Annotated in this window: 17 protein-coding genes; 8 read left to right on the forward strand and 9 right to left on the reverse strand. The window is 64.4% G+C overall.

Features of this window, described 5'->3' with window-relative positions; translation table 11 throughout:
* Positions 1-22: 22 nt before the first annotated feature.
* Entirely contained in the window at positions 23-1,174 is a 1,152-nt protein-coding gene (locus tag P6U31_RS12740) for an AGE family epimerase/isomerase (protein WP_407188750.1), read from the forward strand.
* On the opposite strand, the gene P6U31_RS12745 is transcribed toward P6U31_RS12740, so the two are convergent.
* The 6 genes from P6U31_RS12745 to P6U31_RS12770 all read right to left on the reverse strand — a co-directional run bounded on the left by P6U31_RS12745 (position 1,171) and on the right by P6U31_RS12770 (position 8,247).
* Positions 1,171-2,010 carry an ABC transporter ATP-binding protein gene (locus P6U31_RS12745; RefSeq protein ID WP_407188752.1) on the reverse strand — a complete coding sequence of 280 codons (840 nt, stop codon included), beginning with the start codon at positions 2,008-2,010 and terminating at the stop codon, positions 1,171-1,173. The two genes, P6U31_RS12740 and P6U31_RS12745, sit on opposite strands and share 4 nt — an antisense overlap.
* A gap of 70 nt (positions 2,011-2,080) precedes the next feature.
* Entirely contained in the window at positions 2,081-3,364 is a 1,284-nt protein-coding gene (locus P6U31_RS12750) for an ABC transporter substrate-binding protein (protein ID WP_407188754.1), read from the reverse strand.
* A gap of 44 nt (positions 3,365-3,408) precedes the next feature.
* The gene (locus tag P6U31_RS12755) at positions 3,409-4,482 is read right to left on the reverse strand and encodes a branched-chain amino acid ABC transporter permease (RefSeq protein ID WP_407188756.1); all 1,074 of its coding nucleotides are present in this window, start codon (positions 4,480-4,482) and stop codon (positions 3,409-3,411) included.
* Between the two features lie 3 nt (positions 4,483-4,485).
* Positions 4,486-5,379 (reverse strand): branched-chain amino acid ABC transporter permease, encoded by an 894-nt coding sequence (locus P6U31_RS12760; protein ID WP_407188757.1) that lies wholly within the window; start codon positions 5,377-5,379, stop codon positions 4,486-4,488.
* Between the two features lie 118 nt (positions 5,380-5,497).
* On the reverse strand, positions 5,498-7,429 hold the full coding sequence (locus P6U31_RS12765) for a long-chain fatty acid--CoA ligase (protein WP_407188758.1): 1,932 nt from the start codon (positions 7,427-7,429) through the stop codon (positions 5,498-5,500).
* Positions 7,426-8,247, reverse strand: coding sequence for an ABC transporter ATP-binding protein (locus P6U31_RS12770; RefSeq protein ID WP_407188759.1), 822 nt, complete (start codon positions 8,245-8,247; stop codon positions 7,426-7,428). The genes P6U31_RS12765 and P6U31_RS12770 overlap by 4 nt, the downstream gene beginning before the upstream one ends.
* A 333-nt stretch (positions 8,248-8,580) precedes the next feature.
* Between P6U31_RS12770 and P6U31_RS12775 the strand changes: the two genes are divergently transcribed.
* The gene (locus P6U31_RS12775) at positions 8,581-9,255 is read left to right on the forward strand and encodes a Crp/Fnr family transcriptional regulator (RefSeq protein WP_128926834.1); all 675 of its coding nucleotides are present in this window, start codon (positions 8,581-8,583) and stop codon (positions 9,253-9,255) included.
* Positions 9,256-9,264: 9 nt separating this feature from the next.
* Here P6U31_RS12775 and P6U31_RS12780 read toward each other — a convergent pair whose 3' ends face one another.
* Both P6U31_RS12780 and P6U31_RS12785 read right to left on the reverse strand, forming a co-directional pair.
* Positions 9,265-10,527 carry an MFS transporter gene (locus tag P6U31_RS12780; RefSeq protein ID WP_407188761.1) on the reverse strand — a complete coding sequence of 421 codons (1,263 nt, stop codon included), beginning with the start codon at positions 10,525-10,527 and terminating at the stop codon, positions 9,265-9,267.
* Positions 10,528-10,649: 122 nt separating this feature from the next.
* Positions 10,650-11,492 (reverse strand): uroporphyrinogen-III synthase, encoded by an 843-nt coding sequence (locus tag P6U31_RS12785; protein ID WP_407188762.1) that lies wholly within the window; start codon positions 11,490-11,492, stop codon positions 10,650-10,652.
* A 150-nt stretch (positions 11,493-11,642) separates the two neighbouring features.
* On the opposite strand from P6U31_RS12785, the gene purU reads away from it, so the two are divergent.
* The gene (purU, locus tag P6U31_RS12790; protein ID WP_407188764.1) at positions 11,643-12,506 is read left to right on the forward strand and encodes a formyltetrahydrofolate deformylase; all 864 of its coding nucleotides are present in this window, start codon (positions 11,643-11,645) and stop codon (positions 12,504-12,506) included.
* Between the two features lie 129 nt (positions 12,507-12,635).
* Here the strand turns inward: purU and P6U31_RS12795 are convergent, their stop codons facing one another.
* On the reverse strand, positions 12,636-12,920 hold the full coding sequence (locus P6U31_RS12795; RefSeq protein ID WP_407188765.1) for a hypothetical protein: 285 nt from the start codon (positions 12,918-12,920) through the stop codon (positions 12,636-12,638).
* A 526-nt stretch (positions 12,921-13,446) separates the two neighbouring features.
* Between P6U31_RS12795 and P6U31_RS12800 the strand changes: the two genes are divergently transcribed.
* The 5 genes from P6U31_RS12800 (at position 13,447) to P6U31_RS12820 (ending at position 18,140) form a co-directional block, all read left to right on the forward strand.
* Complete coding sequence (locus P6U31_RS12800; protein ID WP_407188766.1) at positions 13,447-14,637, forward strand: ABC transporter substrate-binding protein; 1,191 nt, start codon at positions 13,447-13,449, stop codon at positions 14,635-14,637.
* Positions 14,638-14,772: 135 nt separating this feature from the next.
* A complete protein-coding gene (locus P6U31_RS12805; protein WP_027576764.1) occupies positions 14,773-15,642 on the forward strand; it encodes a branched-chain amino acid ABC transporter permease in 870 nt (289 codons plus the stop codon).
* An 8-nt stretch (positions 15,643-15,650) separates the two neighbouring features.
* A complete protein-coding gene (locus P6U31_RS12810) occupies positions 15,651-16,679 on the forward strand; it encodes a branched-chain amino acid ABC transporter permease (RefSeq protein ID WP_407188767.1) in 1,029 nt (342 codons plus the stop codon).
* Positions 16,676-17,431 carry an ABC transporter ATP-binding protein gene (locus P6U31_RS12815; RefSeq protein WP_407188768.1) on the forward strand — a complete coding sequence of 252 codons (756 nt, stop codon included), beginning with the start codon at positions 16,676-16,678 and terminating at the stop codon, positions 17,429-17,431. The genes P6U31_RS12810 and P6U31_RS12815 overlap by 4 nt, the downstream gene beginning before the upstream one ends.
* Complete coding sequence (locus P6U31_RS12820; protein WP_407188769.1) at positions 17,424-18,140, forward strand: ABC transporter ATP-binding protein; 717 nt, start codon at positions 17,424-17,426, stop codon at positions 18,138-18,140. The genes P6U31_RS12815 and P6U31_RS12820 overlap by 8 nt, the downstream gene beginning before the upstream one ends.
* Positions 18,141-18,154: the final 14 nt, after the last annotated feature.

An 18,154-nucleotide genomic window follows, 5' to 3' on the forward strand; every position in this document is an offset into this window, starting at 1 on the left:
GGTGAGGCCGAGAGAGGACCTGATGGCGGACGTAGGAAGCATTGCGGCGAATGAGGCTGCGGATGTCGTCGCGCGCCTGAAGCGCCGCATGATCGACGACGCGCTGCCGCTGTGGTCGACCGTCGGGTGGGATCACGCCGCGGGCGGTTTCATCGATCGGCTGCACCCCGATGGTACCGCGGACACGGCCGCGCCGCGGCGCGTGTTCGTGCAGGCCCGCCAGATCTATTGCTATGCCAAGGCTGCGCAGTTGGGCTGGTATCCCGAGGGGCGCGCCATTGCGCTGAAGGGATTGGAGCATTTTCTGGCCAAAGCCAAGTCGCCCGACGGCAGGCCCGGCTATGTGCACCGGCTGACGCCGGAGGGCACGGTGCTGGACGGCCGGCGCGATGCCTACGACCACGCCTTCATCCTGTTTGCTCTCGCGACCGTCTATGCGCTCGACCAGGACGCGCAAATTCGAGCCGAGATCGACGCGCTGCTCGCCTTCCTTGACCGCCATCTCCGTTCGCCGCACGGCGGCGTGCACGAAGGCCTTCCGGTCTCGTTGCCGCGCCGGCAGAACCCGCACATGCATCTGTTCGAGGCGATGATCGCCTGTTTCGATGCGACCCACGATCTCTCGTTCCAGAACCGCGCTGGCGAATTCTTCGCGCTTTTCCTGGCCAATCTCTACGATAAGCAGAAGCGCATCCTGACGGAGTATTTCGAGGAGGACTGGTCGAAGATCGAGCCGGTCAGCGTCGAGCCGGGCCATCAGGCGGAATGGGTCTGGCTGCTGAAGGGATTCGAACGCATCACGGGCTGCCCGACCGTACAGCGGCGCGCGGAGCTGCTGGCGACTGCGCTGCGCTATCGCGACGAGGCGACGGGCTGCCTGATCGACGAGGGCGATGCGAGCGGCAACATCCGTCGGAGCACGCGCCGGCTGTGGCCGCAGACCGAGATCGCGAAGGCGTGGATCGCGCAGGCCGAATCCGGCGAGGCGGGCGCGGCCGAGGAGGCGCGCGCGGCGCTGGTGCGGCTCGAGCGGCATTATCTCAGCCATCCCGTGAGGGGCGGCTGGTACGACCAGTTCGACCGCGACGGCAAATCGCTGATCGACACCATTCCCGCATCGTCGTTCTATCATGTTCTCTGCGCAGTCACGGAAGCGGAGCAGGTGCTGGGTTAGAGCCACCGCTTGCGCCGCTTGAAGCTCTTGAGGTTCTTGAAGCTCTTGCGCTGGTCGCCGGCGCCGCCGAGGTAGAATTCCTTGACGTCCTCGTTGTCGCGCAATTCGTCGGCGGAGCCGTCGAGCACGACCTTGCCCTGCTCCATGATGTAGCCGTGGCTCGCCACCGACAGCGCAGCGCGTGCGTTCTGCTCCACCAGCAGGATGGTGACGCCGAGGTCGCGGTTGATCTTCTGGATGATCGAGAACACCTCCTTCACCAGCAGCGGCGACAGGCCCATCGAGGGCTCGTCCATCAGGATCATCTTCGGGCGCGCCATCAGCGCGCGGCCGATCGCGAGCATTTGCTGCTCGCCGCCGGAGAGATAGCCGGCGAGCCCGGTGCGCTCCTTCAGGCGCGGGAAGTAGTTGAAGACCATGTCGAGGTCGGAATCGACTTCGCGGTCCCGGCGGGTGAAGGCGCCGAGCTTGAGGTTTTCGAGCGAGGTCATGTCGGCGACGATGCGGCGGCCCTCCATGACCTGGAAGATGCCGCGGCGGACGATCTTGTCGGGGTCGATCCCGTCGATCCGCTCGTTGTCGAACACAATTTCGCCGCGCGTGACTTCGCCGTCCTCGGTCTTGAGCAGCCCCGAGATCGCCTTCAGCGTCGTCGACTTGCCGGCGCCGTTGGCGCCCAGCAGCGCCACGATCGCGCCCTTGGGCACGTCGAGGCTGAGGCCGCGCAGCACCAGGATCACGTCGTCATAGACGACCTCGATGTTGCGCACCGCGAGGAGGGGCGGCGCGGGGACGATGCTGGGGGAGGGACGGGTCGCTTCACTGATTTCGGTCATTCGGTATGTCGCCAATTCGTGACTGTCGTCATGGCCGGGACAAGCCCGGCCATGACGTCGGAGACTTCAATCACCAGCCCAGCAGTTCCGGCTTGCGCGGCAGCTCGACGGTCTTGACCTTCTCGAGCTTGATCGTGCCCTTGGCCATGAGATCGTTGAGATCGCCGTCGGTCGCGCCCGAAATCTTGGTGCGGTAGAGATCGACCTTCAGCGTGCCGCGATGATCCTTGTCGGTCCAGGTCGAGGGATTGCAGACGCCTTCCATTCCGGCCGGTACCCAATCCTTCTTCTGGTAGAAGCCCTTGGCGACGTTCTCACCGGTGGCGCCGCCGTTCTTGACGGCCCAGTCGATCGCCTCCTTCATGTACAGCGCCGAGCAGACCGCGGCGACGTAGTGCACGGGACGATAGACCTTGCCGCTGGGGTCGGACATCTTCGAGATCTCCATCACCGTCTTCATGCCGGGCGCATCGCCGCCCCAGCTCACCGCGGTGCGCAAGGGGAAGATCACCCCATTGGCTGAATCGCCCGCCGTCTTGGCGGCGCTCTCGTCCATGCCCCAGACGTTGCCGAGGAACTGGATCTCGACGCCAGCGGTCTTGCAGGCCTTCATCACCGAGATGTTCGAGGCCGCTGTGTTGCCGAGATAGGCGTAGTTGGCTCCGGAGGATTTCAGGCTCAGGCACTGCGCGCTGTAGTCGCCCGGCGTCAGCGCGAACACCAGCGGCGGCAGCACCTCGAAGCCGAGCTCCTGCGCCATGGCTTCGCCGGCGGCCTTCGGTGCGTTCGGGTAGGGATGGTTGGCGCCCATATGCACGAATTTCGGCTTGCCGGACTTGCCCTTGGCCTTCCAATCCTCGGCGGCCCACATCAGCATCGCGCGTAGCGAGTCCGAATAGCTCGGGCCATAGAAGAAGTTATAGGGCGCGGGCTTGGCCTTGCCGCTGACGCCTTCGGGATCGGTGAGTGCTGCGGCGTAGGAGCCGGACATGTCGGGGATCTTGTCCTGGGCGAGGAATCCGGTCAGCGCCTCGGTGTCGGCGGTGCCCCAGCCCATGATCGCGGCGACCTTGCTGTCCGGAGCGGACCACTTCTTGTACAGCGCGATCGCGCGCGGCACCTGGTAGCCATAGTCGTTGGTGTCGACGTTGACCTGCTTGCCATTGATGCCGCCGTTCTTGTTGACCCAGGCGAAGGTGTCCGCGACGGCCTGGCCATAGGGCGTGCCGACGTCGGAGGTGCCGCCCGAATAGTCGGCGAGGTGCCCGATCGCGATCTGCGCCTGCGCGCCGGCCGAGAATGCGGCGATCGCGAACGCGAGCGATGCGGTGCTCAAAAGGGACTTCATCGTCATGGGTCGGTTCCTCCTGTTTATTGCTTAAGTGAAGTTGCCCGCGCTCAATGCGAGAACGGGTAGAGTTTCCAGTACGCCTTGATCTGCCGCCAACGATGCGCGAGCCCGTCAGGCTCGAACATCAGGAATGCGATGATGATCACCCCGATCGCGATCTCGCGCAGGAAGGTGATGTTGGTGTTGAGGGAGAGCGCCTTGTCGATTGCGCCGCCCTTCAGGTGCAGGCTGATGAACTCCATGGATTCCGGCAGCAGCACCACGAAGGCGGTGCCCATCAGCGTGCCCATGATCGAGCCGGTGCCGCCGATGATGATCATGGCCAGGAACAGGATCGAGCGCTCGATGCCGAAGCCCTCCTGCGACACCACGAGCTGATAGTGCGCGTAAAGTGCGCCGGCGATGCCGGCGAAGAAGGCGGCAAGCCCGAACGACAGCGTGCGGTATTTCGTCAGGTTGATGCCCATGATCTCGGCGGAGAGATAATGGTCGCGGATCGCCACCAGCGCGCGGCCGTCGCGGGTTCGCATCAGATTGGTGACGAGGATGTAGCTCAAGAGCACGTAAGCCAGCACGACGTAGAAATACTGCCGATCGCCGCGCAGCGTGTAGCCGAAGATCGAGAACGGCTCCGCGCTCGCCGGCACCGAGCCGCCGGAGAACCATTCGGCACGCGAGAAGAAGTCGAGCAGGATGTATTGCGCGGCCAGCGTCGCGATGACGAGATAGAGTCCCTTCAGCCGCGCCGCCGGGATGCCGAAGATCAGGCCGACCAGCGCGGTGACCACGCCGGCGAGCGGGATCGCGAAGAACACGGGGATCGGCGCGTTGTTGGAGATGTAGGCCGAGGTGAAAGCGCCGAGCAGGAAGAAGGCGGCATGCCCGATCGAGATCTGGCCGGTGAAGCCGACGAGGATGTTGAGGCCGAGCGCCGCGATCGAGAAGATGCCGATCTGGATCAGGATGCTGAGCCAGTAGCCGCTGAAGAATTGCGGCGCGAGGCACAGCAGCGCCACGCCTGCAATGGCGAAGTTGCGGGCCGTCGTGGTCGGGAAGATCGTGGTGTCGGCTGCATAGGAGGTGCGGAAATCACCAGCAGGAATGAGGGTAGGGCCGGCCATGGGTCAGATCCGTTCGATGTCGTGGGTGCCGAACAGGCCGTAGGGCTTGATCATCAGCACGATGATGAGGACGTAGAACGGAGCGATCTCGTAGAGATTGCCCCAGTGCAGGTACTCGCTGTCGACATATTGCGCGACGTTCTCGAGCAGTCCGATGATGATGCCCCCGAGCACGGCGCCGCCGACGGAGTCGAGCCCGCCCAGGATTGCCGCCGGGAACACCTTGATGCCGTAGGCAGCGAGGCCCGAAGACACGCCGTTCACGACCGCGACGACGACGCCCGCGACCGCCGACACCGTCGCCGAGATCGCCCAGGCCATCGCGAACACGCTCTTCACGGAAATGCCAAGCGACTGCGCGACCTGCTGGTTGAACGCTGTGGCGCGCATCGCAAGACCGTATTTCGAGGCACGGAAGAACCAGGCCATGCCGACCATCATGGCGACCGACACCACGAGGCTCATGACATAGACGGTCTGGATCTGCAGTCCGAACAGGCTGACCGACTGGCTCTCGAACACGCGCGGGAACGGCTGCGGATTGACGCCGAACATCCATTTCAGCGTCGCCTGCAGCACGGTCGAGAGGCCGATCGTCACCATGATCACCGAGATGATCGGCTCGCCGATCATCGGCCGCAGGATCAGCACCTGAACCGCGATGCCGAACACGAACATGAACACCAACGTGATCGGCATGCCGATCCAGAACGGCACCTGGTATTTCGCTAGCAAGGCCCAGCACACCCAGGCGCCGACCAGCAGCAGCTCGCCTTGCGCGAAGTTGACGACCTGCGTCGCCTTGTAGATCAGCACGAACGACATCGCGACCACGCCATAGAGCGTGCCGACCACGAGGCCGTTGACCACGAGCTGGATGAGAAAGGCGGTGTTCATATTTGGTGACTCAGCTCGTCATTGCCGGGCTTGACCCGGCAATCCATCGATGCGGAAGGAAGATTGCTCGGAAGAGGATGGATGCGCGGGGCAAGCCCGCGCATGACGACTGTTTGTGTCACTCCGCAGCCTCCGCCATGTGGCCATGTCCGCCGAGGTCCACCACGCGAAGCGTCGTTCGCACCCGCTGCGTGGTGCCGTCCTGGAAGCGGATCACGGTGTCGACGGGGATGTCGGAATCGCCGCGGTAGATGGCGTCGATGATGCCAGCGTATTTCTCGTTGATGACGCCGCGACGCACCTTTCGCGTCCGGGTGAGCTCGCCGTCGTCGGCGTCGAGCTCCTTGTAAAGCAGCAGGAAGCGCGAGATGCGCTGCGCCGGCGGCAGCGTGGCGTTGACGGTCTCGACCTCCTTCTGCAGCAGCGCGTAGACTTCGGGCCGCGAGGCGAGATCGCTGTAGGTGGTGAAGGAGAGGCGATTCTTCTCCGCCCATTTGGAGATGATGGAGTAGCGGATGCAGATCATCGCGGCGAGTGCGTCGCGGCCGGCGCCCAGCACCACGGCTTCGGCGATATAGGGCGAGAATTTCAGCTTGTTCTCGATGAATTGCGGCGAGAAGCGCTCGCCGCGCGAGGTCTCGGCGAGATCCTTGATGCGGTCGATGACGACGAGCTGGTTGTTGGCGTTGAAATAGCCGGCATCGCCGGAGCACATCCAGCCGTCCTTGATGTCGGCGATGCTCGCTTCCGGGTTCTTGTAGTAGCCCAGGAACATATTGGGATGCCGCACCACGATTTCGCCGACGCCATGGACGTCGGGATTGTCGATGCGGATCTCGACATTGTCGGCCATCGGCACGCCGGTGGTGTCAGGATCGACCTTGCCTTCGGGATGCAGCGTATACGCGCCCAACAGCTCGGTCTGGCCGTACAGCGTGCGCAGCGGCACGCCCATGGCCTGGAAGAACTTGAAGGTATCAGGCCCGAGCGCCGCGCCGCCGGTGGCGGCTGAGCGCAGCCGGGTGAAGCCGAGGCGGTCGCGGAGCGCGCGGAACAGGATGGCATCGGCAAAGCCGGACCGCTTGCCCTGTTCGAGCGCGGCGAGGCCGTTCTTCATGCCGATGTCGAACAGGCGCTGCTTGAAGGGCGTTGCGTCCATCACCTTGGCGCGGACATCGGCGGCGATGGATTCCCAGACGCGGGGGGCGAACAGGACGAAGGTCGGCGCGATCTCGCGCAGATCGTTCATCATGGTATCGGGCTCTTCGACGAAGTTGATCTTCATCCGGCAAAGGAGGCCTTTGCCGAGCACGTAGACCTGCTCCATGATCCAGGGCAGCGGCAGCACCGAGACATATTCGTCGTCCGGTCCCTTGGGATCGAAGGCGAGATAGGTCGCGCAGTGGCCGAGCACGCGGCCGGCGGCGAGCATCGCGAGCTTGGGATGGGACGTGGTGCCCGACGTGGTGCAGAGGATCGCGACGTCCTCGCCCTTGGTGGCATCGACGAGCTTGTCGTAGAGCTCCGGCTCGCCCGCGGCACGTGCCCGGCCGAGCTCGGCGAACCTTTCGGCCGACATCAGCCTGGGATCGTCGTATTTCCGCATCCCGCGCGGATCGGAATAGATGATGTGCTTCAGCTTCGGCGCGCGCTCGGCGAGAGCGAGCAGCTTGTCGACCTGCTCCTCGTCCTCGGCAAAGACCAGCTGCGCCTCGCCATAGTTGAGGAGATAGGAGGCCTCTTCATCCAGTACGTCGCGATAAAGTCCGAGGCTGAGGCCGCCGATGGCGTGCGTCGCCACTTCCGCCGCCACCCAGTCCGGCCGATTGTCGCCGATGATACCGATGACGTCGCCGCGGCCGAGGCCCAATTCGACGAGACCGAGGGCGAAGTCGCGCACGCGGGCCTGGTAGTCGTTCCACGTGAACAGCCGCCACAGTCCGAGATCCTTCTCGCGCAATGCGATCTCGTTGCCGTGCTCCTTCGCGTTGAGCCGGAGCATCTTCGGATAGGTGTCGGCCTGCGCGACGCGGCCTGCGTAATCCATCATGCCGCGCACTCCGGAGCAACGGGCTTGTCGTCGGGATCGACCAGCACCTCGTCTTCTTCACCCAGATAGGCACGCTTGACATGGGGATCGGCGAGCACCGCCGTCGGATCGCCTTCGGCGATCTTCTTGCCGAAATCCAGCACCATGACGCGGTGGGAGATGTCCATCACCACGCCCATGTCGTGCTCGATCATCACCACCGTCATCCCGAACTCCTCGTTGAGATCGACGATGTAGCGCGCCATGTCCTCCTTCTCCTCGAAGTTCATGCCGGCCATCGGCTCGTCGAGGAGGATGAGGCGCGGCTCCAGCGCCATGGCGCGGGCGAGCTCGACGCGCTTGCGCAGGCCGTAGGAGAGTGTGCCGGCCTGCGCTTTCCGCACCGACTGGAGGTCGAGGAAGTCGATGATCTCCTCGACCTTGCGGCGGTGCTCGAGCTCCTCCTTGCGCGCCCCGGTGAGCCAGTACAGCGAGCCCGTGAGGAAGTTGTTCTTGAGAAGGTGATGGCGGCCGACCATGATATTGTCGAGCACGCTCATGTGGTGGAACAGCGCCAGATTCTGGAAGGTACGGCCGATGCCGAGCGAGGCCCGCGCATTCGGCGTCAGGCCGGTGATGTCGCGCCCCCCGTAGAGCAGCTGGCCTTCGGTCGGCTTGTAGCGACCGGAAATACAGTTCACGATCGAGGTCTTGCCGGCACCGTTGGGACCGATGATCGAGAACAGCTCGCCGTCCTTGATGGCGAAGCTGACATCGGTCAGCGCACGGACGCCGCCGAATCGCAAAGATACGCCGCGAACTTCGAGACTGGTAGCCACCAAACGAATCCCTCCCGGTGATGGCGCTTTTAGCTGCGCTCTTCGTCCGTTCCTGCCAGCGATCCTAGTACGGCCATGCCGGTGAGGCCATGCAGCAGATGGTCTCGACCGGAGCCGCCACTCTCGTCCCGCTCAGGGATCAAAAGCCGCATCGCCCAAGGTGGTCCTCAATAGGGGAAAGCGCTATTTTGAAATGTCTCCCGGCTGACAATTCTGCGACAAAGTTTGCGGGGCGGCAGCGGCCTCCATCTTTCGTCGGATGGCGGCTGAAATCATCATGTTGCAATGCAACAGAAGATGGGATGACCAAACGGTGCGGCTGGCCGCGGGATCATGATTGCAGAAGATCATCTAAAGCGCGTCGCCGCCTGGTCGCGCGAGCTCACGCAAGCTGAGATCGAGGTCGCGCGTGCCGGAATCACGGAGCGGTCCTACGGCACCGGCGAGACCGTGTTCATGCGCGGCGACACGTTCGCCTATTGGGCCGGCATGGTGAGCGGCCTTGCCCGCATGGGCGGGGTCTCGCGCGACGGCAAGGAGACCAGCCTTGCCGGGCTGACGGCTGGGGCCTGGTTCGGCGAGGGCAGCGTGCTCAAGAACGAGCCGCGCCGCTATGACGTGGTCGCGCTCCGCGACAGCCGCGTCGCGCTGATGGAACGCAGCGCCTTCATGTGGCTGTTCGAGAACAGCGTCGGCTTCAACCGCTTCCTCGTGCGCCAGCTCAATGAACGGCTCGGCCAGTTCATCGGCATGCTCGAGGTCAACCGCACGCTGGACGCGACCGCGCGCCTCGCCCGCAGCATCGCCTCGCTGTTCAACCCGATCCTCTATCCGGAATCCACCGCGCATCTGGAGATCACCCAGGAGGAGATCGGCGCGCTCTCCGGCATGTCCCGCCAGAACGCCAACCGTGCGCTGAACCGACTGGAGAAGGAGGGGCTGCTGCGGCTGGAATATGGCGGGGTTACGATCCTCGATGTCGAGCGGCTGCGCGGCTACGGGGATTAGCAGGTCTCGTCATCGCGCATTGGCGGGTGCGTGGACCGGCCAGAGGTCGGCGCGCCAACGGATCGCGATCGCCAGCATCGCGATCAGGCCTGCGGCGGCATAGAGCGAGCCCGTTGCGGTATAGCCGATGACGTCGATCATGCTGCCGGCCGCCAGGAGCCCGATTGGCAGGCCGTAAATCACCATCATGCGCACGCCCATCACGCGGCCACGCAGGTGCGCGCTCGCCGTGCGCATCAGGATCACCGCTGCCGAGATCATCGACATGCTCTGGGCGATGCCGGCGAGCACGAGGCAGGCCATTGCCACCGGCATGGTCCTGACCTCGACGAACACCAGCAGCATGGCGTACCAGGCGAGGGTCGCGCCGATCAGAAGCCGGGCAATGCGCAGTCCGCTGACGAGGCTGAGCGTGATGGAGCCGATCAGCGAGCCGACGGCGAAGCTCGCCGAGAGATAGCCGAGGCCGGTCTGGTCGGTCTGAAAGATTTCCCTGGCGATGTAGGGCAACAGTCCGCCGGTGAAAGGAAATGCGGTGAGATTGGCCAGGAAGGCAACGCACAGCGCCGCGCGCATTCCCGGGCCATTCCAGGCGTAGACGATCCCTTCCTTCAAGTCGCCCAGCAATCTCGAAACGGCGTGGCTGTTCGCCGGAAGATCGCTGGTGGTGACGGTCCTTTTCGGCCGCGTCAGGCAAAGCATGAGAAGCGCGGCCGTGAGGTAGAGGCAGGCGATCGCCACATAAACGAGGCCGATGCCGAGGACGGCGAACAGCCCGGCGCCTGTCAAGGCTCCGGCGATGCGCGCGCTGTCCTGGGTCGTACGCGCAACGCTGATGGCGCCCACCAGCTGCTCGGCCGGCATGATCTCGGCGAGCAGCGCGCCCCGGACGCCAAGATCGGAGGGGCGAATCAGGCCCATGACCGCGACGATGATCATGACACTGAGCGGCGACAGATGTCCGGTCAGCGCCAGAGCCATGATGGTCGACGAGAGCACCGTATAGGCAAGACGCATCACGACGAGGAGATCGCGATGGCCCATGCGGTCGCCGATCATGCCGAACACCGGCGCAACCAACGTCCCGACGAACTGGAGCGAGGCAAGCACGGTGAGCAGCAGCACCGATCCGGTCTCGACCATGATGTACCAGCCGAGCACGAGCGTCTCCACCTCGAACGCCCAGGAGGTGAGCAGATCGGATGGCCATTGAAAGCGATAATTGCGGATGCGGAACGGCGCCAGCGCCGAAGATCGTGCGGCCGTGCTCAAGGCGCGATGGCTCGTGTCACGGCGATTCCCTGCCCGTGTGGTTTCTTTTCATTTCGGGCAACCTAGGGCCGACCACGCGCGTGTCAATCAGAGCCGCCGCATGCCGCTCCCGCGCTCAGCTCTTATCTGGCAGTCGCGGCCGGCTTCCGCTCTGCGAGAGCCGCAGCCATCGCCGAGATCAGCGGACGCATGAAATAGGCGTCTTCGGCCGGCGAGACGTCGGTGCGCAGGCCATGGGCAGCGAGCTCGCCGGAGACCGCCGGGCCGACCGACGCAATCAGCGTCTGTTCGAGGCCGGCGCGCAGCTTGGCCTCGCTGCCATGCGCCTTCGCAGCCTCGACCAGGCGGCGGACCTGGCCGAGATTGGTGAGCGCCAGGGCGTCGATCCGCCCTGCGGCCATGTCATCGACGGCGGCGACGATATTGGCGTCCGCCGCCTTGGAGTCGTAGACGTAAGGCAGCACGGTATCGACCTCGGCACCTTGTGCCGCAAACGCGCCGGTCAGCGTGCTGTGGTCCTTGTCCGGATAGAGCTGCAGGCCGAGGCGGCGGCCCTTCAGATCGAGCTCACCCAGCATCTCGATCACGCCTTCGGTGGTTGGTTTCTCCGTGGTCTGCTGCGCTTCCAGACCGACCTCGCGCAGCGCCTTGCCGGGCTTGGGGCCGCGGGTGAATTTCCGGGTCTTGGCGAGCGCCGCGACAAGGGCGGCGTCGAGCCCGCGGGCGCCGGCGAGCTTCATGATCCGCCGCAGGCCTTCACCGGTCATCAGCACGAGGTCATCGAGGGGCTTCTCGATGGCGCGGCGGATCCAGGCCTCGACCGGGGCCGGGTCCGGCGCATCGTGAATGGTGAACATCGGGCACTGCACGACCTCGGCGCCTTGTTCGGCCAGAAGCTTGGAGAACTGTGCTTCCTCGCGCGTTTCCAGGATCAGGATGCGGTAGCCGTTCAGGCGGTCGGCCATGGGGATGCTCCCGTGAGAATTCGCAATCGTCCGTTCATCCTGACTCCGCGGTTGGGATTGGCGCAAGGGCGGGGTCGGTGCTAGAGCAGGCGCAAATCGCAGACCGTTCCGCTGCACAAACCTTCATCAGAGCCAAGCCCGTTCATCAACATGCCCGACCATCAATATGTTCTGACCCTGTCCTGTCCGGATCGCCCCGGCATCGTCTCGGCGGTGTCGACGTTCCTCGCGCACAACGGACAGAACATCCTCGATGCCCAGCAGTTCGACGACATCGAGACCAAGAAGTTCTTCATGCGGGTGGTGTTCACCGCGGCCGATCTCGCCGTGGAACTGTCGGCGCTGCAGACCGGTTTTGCGGCGATCGCCGAGCGGTTCGGCATGGAATGGCAGATGCGCGACCGGGCGGCACATCGCAAGGTGATGCTGCTGGTGTCGAAGTCCGACCACTGCCTGGTCGATATCCTCTACCGCTGGCGCACCGGCGAATTGCCGATGGTTCCGACTGCGATCGTCTCCAACCATCCGCGCGAGGTCTATGCCGGGCTCGATTTCGGCGGCATCCCGTTCCACCATCTGCCGGTCACCAAGGAGACCAAGCGCGAGCAAGAGGCGCAGATCCTCGACCTCGTCGCCAAGACCGGGACGGATCTGGTCGTGCTCGCCCGTTACATGCAGATCCTGTCGGACGACCTGTCAGCAAAGCTTTCGGGACGCTGCATCAACATCCACCATTCGTTCCTGCCGGGCTTCAAGGGCGCAAAGCCCTATCACCAGGCCCATGAGCGCGGCGTCAAGCTGATCGGCGCCACGGCGCATTACGTCACGCGTGATCTGGACGAGGGTCCGATCATCGACCAGGACGTCGAGCGCATCAGCCATCGCGACACGCCAGAAGATCTCGTCCGCAAGGGCCGCGATATCGAACGCCGCGTGCTCGCCCGCGCGATCCGCTACCATCTCGATGACCGCGTCATTCTCAACGGCCGCAAGACCGTGGTGTTCGTGGATTGACGGCCCCGTCGTTCAGGGGCGCGCGGAAGCGCGAAACCGGAACCTCGAGATTCTCAGGTGCGCAATTGCGCACCATAAGTTTGCCTTTGCGAGGCGGTCCGGAATGACAGCGAGATGATGTGTCGCGTCTCAACGTACCGCGTTGCCTGAACCCGTCCCCGTCGCGCCCCTCTGCGCCTGCTCTTCCTTCTCGCGATCGGCCGCCGGCATCAGCCGCTTGCGTTCGCGTTCCTTCATGTAGGCATCGTATTGCGGGGTGCCCGGGCGCGGCGGAGCGTCGGCCGGCAGGCCGCCAGCCCATTGCGGGACGTAGTCGCCCATGCCGGCCGAAAGCTTCTCGTTGACCGTCCCGCAGCCGGACAGCCCTGCGGCGAGCGCAAGGACGAGGAAGGCGGAACGAAAATTGTGGGACATTGTGTGGGCGCGCACGCATTCGGTCATTGAGCACCGGACCCGGGGCCGGCGGGAAGAACGGTAGCCTTCAACAAGGTAAAATAGACTTATTCGAGGTAGGTAATTTATTACCAAGTTGCGGCCAGCCAAGGCGCGCCGATGTGCGAATTCTGCAAGGGAAAGACGAAATCCTCCATCCCCGTGATCTCTGCCGTTTCTAGACTGCGAGGCTCGGCTCGCGACAACATGCCGTGGCCGGCGGCCGGGGTTTTCGTTGACAAGTCCATTTATTTTGTACATTCGTACAAATGAAAGGCCGTCGTTTTGGCGCCGGGTCATCTCGACCTAACCACCGCAGCGCTTCGGTCGATCGGCCTCGGAACGTTTTGCTTGTGCCGAAAGGTCGCCAAACGTCCGATTGACAAGCAGGGCGCGGAAGACGCCCATGTGGCGCGCGATCATCGCCCGCGCGTGAGCTAAGGTTGAGGCAAGGACCGGGCACTCGGTCCAGGGCACAAGAGTCAGGAATGAAGGGGAGGGACATCTGATGTTCGAACGCAAGCAACTGTCTCATAAGGCGTCTTGGGCGGCTGCCATTGTGGCCATCGCGGGCCTTGCGGGGCTTGCGCCATCCAAAGCCGAGGACAGCGTCAAGGTCGGCCTGATCCTGCCGATGACCGGCGGCCAGGCCTCGACCGGCAAGCAGATCGAGAATGCAATCAAGCTCTACATGCAGCAGAAGGGCGACACCGTCGCCGGCAAGAAGGTCGAGATCATCCTCAAGGATGACGCTGCGATCCCGGACAAGACCAAGACCGCCGCGCAAGAGCTGATCGTCAACGACAAGGTCAACTTCATTGCCGGCTTCGGCGTGACCCCGGCTGCGCTGGCAGCCGCGCCGCTGGCGACGCAAGCCAAGATCCCGGAAATCGTGATGGCGGCCGGGACCTCCATCATCACCGAGCGCTCGCCTTATATCGTGCGCACCAGCTTCACGCTGGCGCAGTCCTCGACCATCATCGGCGACTGGGCGGTGAAGAACGGCATCAAGAAAGTAGCCACGCTGACTTCGGACTATGCGCCGGGCAACGACGCGCTGAACTTCTTCAAGCAGAACTTCACCGCGGGCGGCGGCGAGGTGGTCGAAGAGGTCAAGACTCCACTTGCCAACCCCGACTTCGCACCGTTCCTGCAGCGCATGAAGGACGCCAAGCCCGACGCGATCTTCGTGTTCGTGCCCGCCGGCCAGGGCGGCAACTTCATGAAGCAATATGCCGAGCGGGGCCTGGACAAGGCCGGCATCAAGGTGATCGGGCCGGGCGACGTCACCGACGACGACCTGCTCAACAACATGGGCGACGCCGTGCTCGGCACGGTCACCGCGCACCTCTATTCCGCGGCGCATCCCTCGCAGATGAACAAGGATTTCGTCGCAGCCTACAAGAAGGCGTTCGGCAATCGTCCGGGCTTCATGGCGGTGAGCGGCTATGACGGCATCCACCTGATCTACGAAGCGCTGAAGAAGACGGGCGGCGACACCGACGGCACCAAGCTGGTCGAAGCGATGAAGGGCCAGAAGTGGGAGAGCCCGCGCGGCCCGATCTCCATCGACCCCGAGACTCGCGACATCGTGCAGAACATCTATATCCGCAAGGTCGAGAAGGTCGACGGCGAGCTCTACAACGTCGAGTTCGCGACCTTCGAGGCCGTCAAGGATCTCGGCAAGACCAAGAAGTGACGCGCGAAAGCGCGTCATCCCCGGGGCGCGCTTAGCGCGCATCGGGGATCTCGAAATTGTTGAAACGAGATTCCGGGTTCAGCGCTCCGCGCTGCCCCGGAATGACGAGTGATTACCAGGGTTCACCCGCTCCCGATGACCGCGATCCTCACCAACCTGTTCGATGGCGTTGCCTACGGCATGCTGCTGTTTGTGCTCGCCTGCGGGCTCGCAGTCACGCTCGGCCTGATGAACTTCGTCAATCTCGCCCATGGCGCCTTCGCCATGGCCGGCGGCTATGTCTGCATGGTGCTGGTCAACCGGATGGGCTGGCCATTCTTCGCCGCGCTGCCGCTCGCCTTCGTTTCGTCGGCGGCGATCGGCATCGCGCTCGAGCGCACGCTCTACCGCCACCTCTATACGCGCAGCCATCTCGACCAGGTGCTGTTCACCATCGGGCTGACCTTCATGTCGGTTGCCGCGGTCGACTACATCCAGGGATCCTCGCGGGTGTTCATCAACCTGCCCGCGGCACTTCAGGGCCAGTTCGACCTGTTCGGCGTCGGCATCGGCCGCTACCGGTTGATGATCATCGTGATATGCGGCCTGCTCACCATCGGTCTGCAGATGGTGCTGGCCAAGACCCGCTTCGGTAGCCGGTTGCGCGCCGCCGTCGATGATCCGCGCGCGGCGAGCGGCCTCGGCATCAACGTGCCGCAGGTGTTCGCCTTCACTTTTGCCTTTGGTTGCGGGCTTGCCGGTCTCGGCGGCGCATTGAGTGCGGAGATCCTCGGCCTCGATCCCTATTTCCCGCTGAAATTCATGATCTACTTCCTGATCGTGGTCACCGTCGGGGGCTCCTCCTCGATCACAGGCCCGTTCCTGGCCTCGCTGCTGCTCGGCATCGGCGACGTCGCCGGCAAGTACTACGTGCCGAAGATGGGCCCCTTCGTGATCTACACCATGATGATCGTGATCCTGATCTGGCGCCCGAACGGCCTGTTCGGCCGCACGGCCGCGCGTTGAGTTCGCCGATGAGCGCTTCGTCCGACGTCGGTTATCACGCCCAGCGCCAGGCGCGCTGGCACTACGGTGAAGTCGTCTTCTGGCTGATCGTGCTGGCCTGCGGCTTCGCCTTTCCCAACCGCTATCTGATCATGACCGACATCCTGCGGCTCGCGCTGTTCGCGATGTCGCTCGATCTGATCCTCGGCTATGCCGGCATCGTCTCGCTCGGCCATGCGGCGTTCTTCGGCGTCGGCGCCTATGCCGCCGGGCTTCTTGCGCTTCACGGCATCATCAACGAGCCGGTGCTGGCGCTGATCGTCGCCGGCCTTGCCGCGATGGTGCTCGGATTTGCCACCAGCTTCCTGGTGATCCGCGGCGTCGACCTGACGCGTTTGATGGTGACGCTCGGCATCGCGCTGCTGCTGGAGGCGCTGGCCGAACGCTTCTCCAACATCACCGGCGGCACCGACGGCCTGCAGGGCATCGAGATGCAGCCGATCTTCGGCGTGATCCCCTTCGACATGTTCGGCAAGGCCGGATTCTTCTATTCGTTGACGGTCCTGTTCCTGCTGTTCCTGCTCGCCCGCCGCGTCGTGCATTCGCCGTTCGGCCTGTCGCTGCGTGCGATCAAGAACAATCCGCTGCGCGCCGCTGCAATCGGCATCCCCGTCAACCGCCGGCTGATCGCCATCTACACGCTTGCGGCCTTCTATGCCGGCATTGCAGGCGCGCTGTTCACCCAGACCACCGCGATCGCCTCGCTCGACGTCTTCGCGTTCGAGCGGTCGGCCGATCTGATGCTGGTGCTCGTGATCGGCGGCACCGGCTATCTCTATGGCGGGCTGATCGGTGCGGTGGTGTTCCGCATGCTCCAGGAATTGTTTTCCACCATCACCCCGCAATACTGGCAGTTCTGGATCGGCCTCGTGCTGGTGGTGATCGTGCTGGTCGGTCGCCAGCGTCTGCACCGCTGGGTGCTGTACCTTCCCAATCTGGTGATCAGGCAGGTTGCCGGACGCAAGGCTGTCGTTGCCGTGCCGGAGGGCGACGCATGACCATCGCGCTCGAAACCCGGAATCTCGAAAAGCAGTTCGGCGGCCTGCGCGTCACCCGCGATCTCTCGCTCAAGGTCGAGCAAGGCGCCCGCCACGCGCTGATCGGGCCGAACGGCGCCGGCAAGACCACGGTCATCAACCAGCTCACCGGTGTGCTCAAGCCGAATTCGGGCCGCATCCTGCTCGAAGGCCAGGACATCACCGATCTGCCCGTGCACAAGCGCGTGCTGCGCGGCTTGTCGCGCACCTTCCAGATCAACCAGCTCTATCCCGACCTGACCCCACTCGAGACCATCGGCCTCGCCGTCTCCGAACGTCTCGGCCATGGCGGCGACTGGTGGCGGCGGATGGGCACGCGCAGCGACGTCAATGGCGAGATCGCCGATCTGCTCTCGCGCTTCCACCTGCTCGACGTGATGAACGAGCAGACCGTGACGCTGCCTTATGGCAAGCAGCGCCTGCTCGAGATCGCGGTCGCGATCGCGGCCAAGCCGCGCGTGCTGCTGCTCGACGAGCCCGCCGCCGGCGTGCCCGAGAGCGAACGTCACGACATCCTCGCCGTCGTCGGCGCGCTGCCGCGCGACGTCACCGTGCTGCTGATCGAGCACGACATGGACCTCGTCTTCTCCTTTGCCGATCGCATCTCGGTGCTGGTTTCAGGTGCGCTGTTGACCGAGGGCCCGCCCGAGCAGGTCGCGCGCGATCCGCAGGTCAAGGCGGTCTATCTCGGCGAGGAGGCGGTCAATGTCTGACCTGCTCGCGATCGATTCGCTTCGCGCCGGATACGGCGAAGCGGTGGTGCTGCCGAATATGTCCTTGCGGCTCGCCGAGGGGCAGGTGCTGGCGCTGCTGGGGCGCAACGGCACCGGCAAGACCACGCTGATCAACTCGATCGTCGGCGTCACCCGCCGCTTCTCCGGCTCGGTCGCGCTCGCCGGCATCGACGTCACCCCGCTACGGCCCGACCAGCGCGCCCGCGCCGGCATCGGCTGGGTGCCGCAGGAGCGCAACATCTTCCGCTCGCTCACGGTCGAGGAGAACATGACCGCGGTGGCCCAGCCGGGCCCCTGGACGGTCGAGAAGGTCTACGAAATGTTCCCGCGGCTCAAGGAGCGGCGGAGCAACTTTGGCAACCAGCTCTCCGGCGGCGAGCAGCAGATGCTGGCGATCGGCCGCGCGCTGACCCTCAACCCCAAAGTCTTGCTGCTGGACGAGCCGACCGAGGGGCTGGCGCCCATCATCGTCGAGGAGCTCTTGAAGGCGATCGGGACCATTACCCGGGCGGGGGGCATCTGCTCGATCATCGTCGAACAGAATGCCCAAAAGATTCTGGGGCTTGCCGATCGGGTTGTGATATTGGAGCGCGGAACGATCGTCCACGACGCCCCGAGTGCCGCGCTGAAGGCCGACCCCTCGGTCCTGGAGCGGCACCTCGGCGTCGCAGGGGCGGCGGCCCACTAACTTGTTCGACGCGT

It is taken from the genome of Bradyrhizobium centrosematis (genome assembly GCF_045571495.1).
Lineage (GTDB): Bacteria > Pseudomonadota > Alphaproteobacteria > Rhizobiales > Xanthobacteraceae > Bradyrhizobium > Bradyrhizobium centrosematis.

Excerpts from the sequence above, each read along its gene's own strand:
- P6U31_RS12740 (WP_407188750.1), top strand. The coding sequence starts at position 23 with ATGGCGGACGTAGGAAGCATTGCGGCGAATGAGGCTGCGGATGTCGTC.
- P6U31_RS12745 (WP_407188752.1), bottom strand. The coding sequence starts at position 2,010 with ATGACCGAAATCAGTGAAGCGACCCGTCCCTCCCCCAGCATCGTCCCC.
- P6U31_RS12750 (WP_407188754.1), bottom strand. The coding sequence starts at position 3,364 with ATGACGATGAAGTCCCTTTTGAGCACCGCATCGCTCGCGTTCGCGATC.
- P6U31_RS12755 (WP_407188756.1), bottom strand. The coding sequence starts at position 4,482 with ATGGCCGGCCCTACCCTCATTCCTGCTGGTGATTTCCGCACCTCCTAT.
- P6U31_RS12760 (WP_407188757.1), bottom strand. The coding sequence starts at position 5,379 with ATGAACACCGCCTTTCTCATCCAGCTCGTGGTCAACGGCCTCGTGGTC.
- P6U31_RS12765 (WP_407188758.1), bottom strand. The coding sequence starts at position 7,429 with ATGATGGATTACGCAGGCCGCGTCGCGCAGGCCGACACCTATCCGAAG.
- P6U31_RS12775 (WP_128926834.1), top strand. The coding sequence starts at position 8,581 with ATGATTGCAGAAGATCATCTAAAGCGCGTCGCCGCCTGGTCGCGCGAG.
- P6U31_RS12785 (WP_407188762.1), bottom strand. The coding sequence starts at position 11,492 with ATGGCCGACCGCCTGAACGGCTACCGCATCCTGATCCTGGAAACGCGC.
- purU (WP_407188764.1), top strand. The coding sequence starts at position 11,643 with ATGCCCGACCATCAATATGTTCTGACCCTGTCCTGTCCGGATCGCCCC.
- P6U31_RS12795 (WP_407188765.1), bottom strand. The coding sequence starts at position 12,920 with ATGTCCCACAATTTTCGTTCCGCCTTCCTCGTCCTTGCGCTCGCCGCA.
- P6U31_RS12800 (WP_407188766.1), top strand. The coding sequence starts at position 13,447 with ATGTTCGAACGCAAGCAACTGTCTCATAAGGCGTCTTGGGCGGCTGCC.
- P6U31_RS12805 (WP_027576764.1), top strand. The coding sequence starts at position 14,773 with ATGACCGCGATCCTCACCAACCTGTTCGATGGCGTTGCCTACGGCATG.
- P6U31_RS12810 (WP_407188767.1), top strand. The coding sequence starts at position 15,651 with ATGAGCGCTTCGTCCGACGTCGGTTATCACGCCCAGCGCCAGGCGCGC.
- P6U31_RS12815 (WP_407188768.1), top strand. The coding sequence starts at position 16,676 with ATGACCATCGCGCTCGAAACCCGGAATCTCGAAAAGCAGTTCGGCGGC.
- P6U31_RS12820 (WP_407188769.1), top strand. The coding sequence starts at position 17,424 with ATGTCTGACCTGCTCGCGATCGATTCGCTTCGCGCCGGATACGGCGAA.